The sequence below is a fragment of the Haladaptatus sp. W1 genome, from assembly GCF_001723155.1.
Classification (GTDB): Archaea; Halobacteriota; Halobacteria; order Halobacteriales; family Haladaptataceae; genus Haladaptatus; species Haladaptatus paucihalophilus.
The window spans coordinates 1-5,757 of sequence record NZ_MEIH01000392.1 but is presented as its reverse complement, the minus strand read 5'-3'; the positions used below and the strand labels follow the sequence as shown (position 1 = coordinate 5,757).

General features: G+C 56.4%; 5 protein-coding genes and 1 pseudogene. 4 read left to right on the top strand and 2 right to left on the bottom strand.

Features of this window, described 5'->3' with window-relative positions:
* The 3 genes from BG842_RS24835 to BG842_RS24825 all read left to right on the top strand — a co-directional run.
* Positions 1-521, top strand: a 521-nt coding sequence (locus BG842_RS24835; protein ID WP_069452889.1) for a hypothetical protein, incomplete at its 5' end; no start/stop codon positions are given.
* 28 nt (positions 522-549) lie between these two features.
* Complete coding sequence (locus tag BG842_RS24830) at positions 550-2,655, top strand: hypothetical protein (protein ID WP_069452888.1); 2,106 nt, start codon at positions 550-552, stop codon at positions 2,653-2,655.
* A gap of 360 nt (positions 2,656-3,015) precedes the next feature.
* On the top strand, positions 3,016-3,162 hold the full coding sequence (locus BG842_RS24825) for a DUF1328 domain-containing protein (protein ID WP_026177864.1): 147 nt from the start codon (positions 3,016-3,018) through the stop codon (positions 3,160-3,162).
* Here BG842_RS24825 and BG842_RS24820 read toward each other — a convergent pair.
* A complete protein-coding gene (locus BG842_RS24820) occupies positions 3,159-4,076 on the bottom strand; it encodes a serine/threonine-protein kinase RIO2 (RefSeq protein ID WP_069452887.1) in 918 nt (305 codons plus the stop codon). The two genes, BG842_RS24825 and BG842_RS24820, sit on opposite strands and share 4 nt — an antisense overlap.
* A gap of 192 nt (positions 4,077-4,268) precedes the next feature.
* On the opposite strand from BG842_RS24820, the gene BG842_RS24815 reads away from it, so the two are divergent.
* Complete coding sequence (locus BG842_RS24815; protein ID WP_254663465.1) at positions 4,269-5,129, top strand: extracellular solute-binding protein; 861 nt, start codon at positions 4,269-4,271, stop codon at positions 5,127-5,129.
* On the opposite strand, the pseudogene BG842_RS33350 reads toward BG842_RS24815, so the two are convergent.
* Positions 5,019-5,669: pseudogene (locus BG842_RS33350) on the bottom strand (nitrilase-related carbon-nitrogen hydrolase); the annotation flags it as partial. The gene BG842_RS24815 and the pseudogene BG842_RS33350 overlap by 111 nt on opposite strands.
* Positions 5,670-5,757 lie beyond the last annotated feature (88 nt).

The window sequence follows — 5,757 nt, the reverse complement described above, 5'->3', positions numbered from 1 at the left end:
TCGCGCTCACGGACGCGGGAATCAACACCGCGAACGAGCATTTCCCGGCGGGCGTTTCGTACGACGATGCCTCCGTCTGGCTCATCGACCGCGGAAACCGTCGCCGCGCCATGCCACAGGCCGCCGCGGGGATCAGCGAAACCCTCCCGCCGTTGGACGGCCACAACGGTCTCCACGAACTCCGCGAGGAGATAGTGACCGCCGTCGGCTACTACGACGACGCCGCGGAGGGTGTCGCCCCGGCCGAACTTCGGCTCTGTGTCGATTCGCTGAACTACCTCGTGGACGAGCACGACCTGCTCGCGCTCAAGCGATTCCTGCGCTCCATCGGCGCGGTTACCAAGGGCGTCCGCGGAATGGCCCACTACCACCTTCCCGTGCCGGACGACGCCGACATGGTTGCTGAACTGTCGCCTCTATTCGACGCCCGAATCGAACTCCGGCAGCGGGACGGTGACCGTCCCGACCACCGGTGGCACATCCCGTCCCTCGATATGACGACCGCGTGGGTAGATCTATAAGTATCTGGAATCTGAAACACACGAAATCGTGGAACCACAGTTCGATTCGCTGGACGGACGGTCCGGCGTCGAGATTCGGGACCCCATCGAGAAGGTGCGATTCGAGTTGCACACCCCGAGCGCCGTCGAACCGACGCCAGCAACCGCCGAATCGTTTTACTATCCCGTCGATTCGGCCGTGACCGTCGAGACGGACGAAATCGTCTTCCCGATACTGGCGAGCATTTACGTATACTCGGCCGATGGCGAGTTTCTACAGGATTTCACGCCGAACAGTAACACCGAACTGACGATTGAACCGGGAGAGAAATACTATCAACTCAACGGGACGCCGATAGTCATCTATCTCTCGTTCTCGTCCGCGGTCACGATTCGAAAGTCGGAGACGGAGATACGGCTCTCGTTCGACGGATCGACAGCCGTTCGAATCGGCGCGCGTTCGTATCACGAATCCCCCGAGGGAACCATCACCGTCTCGGGGTCGGTTCGGGACACGATGTGCGCGCTCTCGACGTTCGGGTCCGCGCTCAAGATGACGACTCCCGACCGCGCGCATCCGACGCTCCGGGGGCATCCGCCGCTCGTGGAACTGGGCGACGAGTTCCACGTTCCGGAGTCCATCGACCCGCCGGACACCGGCGTCCGACTCGAACTGCCCCTGCTGCACGAGAAGGTCTATCCGGCGGCGTCGTTGGCCTACTACCTCGGCGCGGACGTGGTTCCAACGAGCGGCGTTTCAAAACTGGTCGCTGGCGACTTCGAGTACTCCCTCGAAAGCGACGGCACCTACGAGGAAACCCTGCATCGACTCCTGCGTCAGACCGCCTTTCTCGACTGTCTTGTTCGGACGGAAGGAATCGTCAAGGACGAACTCTACGAACGAAACCAACTGGAACCGCGCCTCGACTGGGACTTCGCGGACGTGTACGACAGTTCGCTCCCCGAGCAGTTGGAGACGTACCTCTCGGTTCCCTTCGAGACGATTTCGGAGTACGTCCCGACGTGGACGCTCACGACGGACGTGACGCCGCTCGAAAAACACGCCGCGGTGTTGCCGTTTCTCGCGTACGACCTCTCCCAGATTCGTTCCGCGCCGCTCCGCTCCTCGAAGCAGTCGATTTCACAGCCACAGATGTTCGACGACTTCTACCGGACGGGCTTTTCGCGGGACGAAAAGCGGGAATTCGAAAGCGCGGACCTCCTCCGGGGGGCGAGCGAGCGAACTGACGCGGGAAAAATCGTTCGACCCGACCCCGTGGAAACGACCGAACACGCGTGGGTCGGGAATGGATTTCCGTTGGGTGCGAACAAACTAACGGTTGAAGCCCTCAAACGGCGGTTCGACTACTCCGCGCCGAACAAATCTGGAATCAGCATTCACGTCGTCTGTAACGACGCGGAGATGAGCGACGAAATCGTGGATGAACTGTACGGATTTCGTGAACTGGTTGATTATGACATCACCATCGACTACAATCGAACTGTGGCCGAGTTACGTGAGATAATTGAATCACCCATCGATTTGTTCCACTACGTTGGTCACGTAGACGAAAATGGATTCCTCTGTGTCGATGGTAGTTTGGACGCTCAGACACTCGATGACGTTGGTATCAAGGCCTTCTTTTTGAACGCTTGTTCTTCATACGAGCAGGGGATGGCATTGATTGGGCGAGGTAGTATGGGTGGCGTCGTGACACTTGACGATGTTGCGAATAAGACTGCTACGAGAGTCGGTCGTACGTTTGCAAGTTTGCTAAATAATGGATTTCAATTACGAACAGCTCTGTCAATTGCCCGTAAAGAAACGGTGTCTGGTTACAGATATATCACACTAGGCAACGGTGGACGACCATTGATGCAACCCGAAGGCGGTGTCCCAAGTTGGACATCTGTTTCTGATATGGGTGGTGAAAAATACGATGTTTCAGTTGAAACGTTTCTAGATATACGATGTGGGTTTGGTTCAACATTCACGATGAACGTTCTCGGTACATCTGCACGAAATCTTGTCTCGAATGGTATAGAATTTGAGGAAGTGGGTACGGACAAACTAAAGCAATTCTGGAAATTAGAACGTCAACCCGCAGTTATCGATGGGCAGGTTTGCTGGAATCCAATCAGAGACCTCAATTGATATTTTAAGGGCCGATGTGAACTTCTGGACCCCCTGCCAACACAGGCGCGGTCTGCATCAAGAGCAGACTAGCCATGAACAAAGCGCCGATCATTCGCGGGTGCTGTTCGAGATACGTGGCGACATCCTGTCGTGCCATACATTCATTATATTCCCTAACACAGATTAATTTATTTAATCAGTTTAAACAAGATAATTATAATACGAATCCTTGGTTTCCATGATAAAATCTCCTCACGGCCACAAATAACATACCGTACTTGCTAATTCAGCCCACGACACGAAGTGACCAGGGGGTCTATAATCGTGCATGTATCTCGAATACAGATACGGCGTCGGCGGGGTGAGTCGCTAATGGCGATTCTCGAACTCGCGATCGCGTTCGCCGTCCTCGCCATCGTTGCTGGAGTTCTCGGCGCGGGTGGCATCGCTGGCATGTCGATGGATATCGCCAAGTGGTTGATAATCGTGTTCCTCGTGTTGGCGGTGGTGTCCTACGTCATTTAAGGCCCGTCGTTCACGTGGTTGCGAACCGAGTCGAACTCTATTTCGGTGATGGCGTCCGCGACCGCGGGGACGTCCACGTCGCCCACGAGTTGCGGGTATTTGCGCTGGAAGTAGCCGACGATGTTGCGAACGTCACGTTCGAGGAACTCCGCCGCGTTCTGGTGGTCGGTCGGAATCGCTTGCGGCCAATCGAAGATGGTGATTCCCTCGCTGTTGACGAACACGTTGTACTCGCTCATGTCCGCGTGGACGTACCCGCCTTCGTAGGCGTCTCCCACCTCGCGGAGCACGAGGTCGAGGACGGGGACGACCTGCTCGTCTTCGAACTTCGAGCGCGCGAGTTCCACGCCGTCTATCTTCTCCATCACGATGGCGTGGCGGTTGTGGTCGATGGGGCGCGGAACGCTCACGTCGGGGTACAGCGCTTCGAGGACGTTGTACTCCCGCTCGGCGGCTTTGCGAGCGGTGTAGAGCCACGAGACGTGCTCCCGGTCGGACGTGTAATCGCGCTCTTTCATCACTTCGCGGAAGTTGGTGTAGCCCTCGCGGTGGTACTTCAACGCGAGCGGCCGGAACGACTGCACTTCGTACACGTCGCTTTCCTTGCCGACGCCGAGCGGCGACCCGACGCCTTGGATCGTATCGCGCTCGGAAAACGCCCGAAGCGCGAGCGCGTCGTACCCCTCGAACGTGAGGGTGTAGCCCTCGTACTGGATGGTCTTGCGTTCGAGCAGTTCGCGGTCGAGACACCGGTCGATTCGATATTCGACTTCCTCCGCGGTCAACCGCGAGAAGCGTGGAATCTTCTCCTTCTGTACCCACTCGCTGAAGCGCATCCCCTGCTCGACGCCCGAGAGGAGATAGAAGTCCTCCGGCTCCAACTCGGCCATCTCGGGTGCGACGTTCCGAACCATCGCGTTCGCCTACTCGTCCGGCGCGTAAGGGGCTTGCGACTACGCTGATAGGGGTCTCCGATACGACTTTCGTGGCGATTGCGATGGAAACGGCGTGCGATCCATACTTCGATTGACTACTCCGTATGATTATGTATTCGCAATATAGGCCTATTACAACGCCTTAAGGTCGGTTGTCCAAATCGACGGGTAATGACGAACGAATCCACTCGTCGAAAGTTCCTGGCCACGAGCGCCGCAACCGGTGCGTTGGCGCTCGCCGGTTGCAGCGGTCAGTTGAGCGGCGGAAAAACCTCAATCAAGTTCTGGCACGCGATGGGCGGCGACACCGCGAAGCTGTTGGACCAGATGGGTTCCGACTTCGAATCCAAACACGAGGACGTCTCCGTCGAGGTGACGTCGAAGGGGAGCTACCGCGAGACGTTGAACTCGACCCTTTCGGCGGTCAAGGCGGACAAACCCCCGGCGGTCGCCCAGTTTTTCGACATCGGGACCGGACTGGCACGGACCAGCGACGCGTTCGTCTCCGTCCAGGACATCATTCCGTCGGACGCAATCGACTACGACAACTTCCTGAATCCGGTCCTCAACTACTACCGCATCGGCGATACGCTCAACTCGATGCCGTTCAACTCCTCGAATCCCGTCCTGTACTACAACAAGGACGCCTTCGAGAAGGACGGTCTTGACCCCGAGAGTCCGCCGAAAACCTTCCAAGGTATCGCGGACGCCTCGGCAAAGCTGATCGACTCGGGAGCCACGAAGAAGGGAATCACGTGGCCGAATCACGGCTGGTTCGTCGAGCAGTGGATGGCCGAGCAAAATCACACCAAAGGTATCAACGGGCGTCTCTTCATTCGGTGTAAGATAGTAGGTCCCCAAATTTGGTGCAACAAGGTAGGCGGTGTTGTCGAGTGCCCGGGCTCGATTCTGAATACGCCATCCGTCATTAGCAACGAGAGGTTCGGGACAAGAAATCCGACAAATAACCTCTGCCCCATTCATCGCGAGGCCGCGAACATACTCCGGATAGGCCCCTTCGATCGCCAATGAGATGCCAAGACGTCCGATATCCGTGTCTGCAACTGGGAAGAAAGCGTCTAAATCTTTGCCGTATTCTTCGACCCACGCATCCCAGACGTCGTGCGGGCTGACCGATCGTTCAACGGGGAGGAGTGGCGTCACCTTCCGGTGTTTTAGGATGATGTCACCGTCTGGGTCGATAATGAATGCAGTATTAAAGAACTTATTTGGAAACTTCGGTTCAGCTTTCTCCTTCGCTGAGGCGACGATGTAGGTCTCGAATTCTGTAGCATATTCACCGAGCGTGTTGGTCTCGTCACCGGGGATGTCTATCGCAATCTCGTCTGCGTACGTCGCGTGATCCATGTCCATGACCTCATCAGTGAATCCTTGAAGCGCCCCCTCAGGAATGACAGCAAGCTTCACTGGTAATTCGAGACCACTCAGCCACGTTGCCGCTTTGAGATTGTCATGAATGTGGTCAAGATTCTTCTGTATATCGCTGCGTTCTGTCGCGCCCCAGACGGTTGGAGAGAGACCAACTGCCGTGTATTGTTCGATCTTCGCCATTGGTACTCGATTGTATTATTTGTAGATAGGGTATAATTATGTGTGGTGCTGTCATTGGCCATGGTTGACAAGCAGAGACAACATTATC

Excerpts from the sequence above, each read along its gene's own strand:
- BG842_RS24815 (WP_254663465.1), top strand. The coding sequence starts at position 4,269 with ATGACGAACGAATCCACTCGTCGAAAGTTCCTGGCCACGAGCGCCGCA.
- BG842_RS24820 (WP_069452887.1), bottom strand. The coding sequence starts at position 4,076 with ATGGTTCGGAACGTCGCACCCGAGATGGCCGAGTTGGAGCCGGAGGAC.